Annotated in this window: 1 protein-coding gene and 1 pseudogene; both read right to left on the minus strand. The window is 66.8% G+C overall.

Annotated elements, in window-relative coordinates; translation table 11 throughout:
* Window positions 1-56: 56 nt before the first annotated feature.
* Window positions 57-347: a hypothetical protein gene (locus G4G93_RS35425; RefSeq protein ID WP_165090322.1), complete on the minus strand. Its 291-nt coding sequence runs from the start codon at window positions 345-347 to the stop codon at window positions 57-59.
* Between the two features lie 107 nt (window positions 348-454).
* A pseudogene (locus G4G93_RS35430) lies at window positions 455-1,006 on the minus strand (IS3 family transposase); the annotation flags it as partial.

A 1,006-nucleotide genomic window follows, 5' to 3' on the forward strand; every position in this document is an offset into this window, starting at 1 on the left:
CGAGACGCCCAGCACGCGCGCCATGACGGCGATCGGGAAGTGCGCCTGGTTCTCGCTCATGAACCGGAAGATCCCGATGGCAGAACTCCGGTCTCGCGCGCAAACCAGGCTGTCGCGCGAGAGAGGATGTCGCGCTCCAGCTTCAGCTGACGGTTCTCGCGCCGCAGCCGAAGCAGCTCATCGCGCTCGTTCGCCGACAGGGCAGCCTCCACGGCAGGGGGCTTCACCTCCCGGCGGCCTTCCTGTTGATCGGCCTCGGCCACCCAGTTGCGGATGGCTTGGGCCGACGGCTCGAACTCACGGGCGAGGTCGGTCGGATCGCGTCCGGCGCGGACCAACTCGACCATCTGGCGGCGGAACTCAGCCGGGTATGGGGGACGGGTTCTCAGCATGGCAAATACACCTCACGCAAAAGCGTTCTCGGTGTTCACCGATCCGGGGCAATCCCAATCCCAATCATCAGAGCGGTCGACGTCAGTTCAGTCCGCATGTGGTCGCGCATCGACCCGCCGACGATCTTGCGAGTGGCGAGATCAAGGACGGCGGCCAGGTAAAGCCAGCCTTCTGCCGTGGGCAGGTAGGTGATGTCCGCCAACCAGACCTGGTTGGGCAACGCGACCGAGAACTGCTGCTTGAGCAGGTTGGAGGCGATCGGCAGGTCGTGTCGGCTGTCGGTCGTGCAGGGCCGGAACCGGCGCCCCGCCAGGGCCCGGATGCCATGACGGCGCATCAGGCGCTCCACCCGCCCGCGGCTGGCTATGCGGCCCTCCGCGCGCAGGGCCGCATGCACCCGAGGCGAACCATATCGCCTCTGATGCCCGGCCTGGATCCGCTGCACGTCGTCGAAGAGTTGCCGATTGGACGCCGAACGAGCGCTCTCGGGACGTGCTCGCCATCCGGAGTACCCGCTGGAGGACACTCCGAGCACGCGGCACATGAGACGCACCGGCCAGGTGGTCGCATGCTGCTCGATGAAGGCGAACGTCATCTGGGCATCTGCGTGACG

Origin of the sequence: Methylobacterium sp. DB0501 (assembly GCF_011043735.1) — a bacterium.
Lineage (GTDB): Bacteria > Pseudomonadota > Alphaproteobacteria > Rhizobiales > Beijerinckiaceae > Methylobacterium > Methylobacterium alsaeris.

What these genes read in the sequence shown, in the direction of transcription:
- G4G93_RS35425 (WP_165090322.1), bottom strand. Translation starts at nt 347, where the DNA reads ATGGTCGAGTTGGTCCGCGCCGGACGCGATCCGACCGACCTCGCCCGT.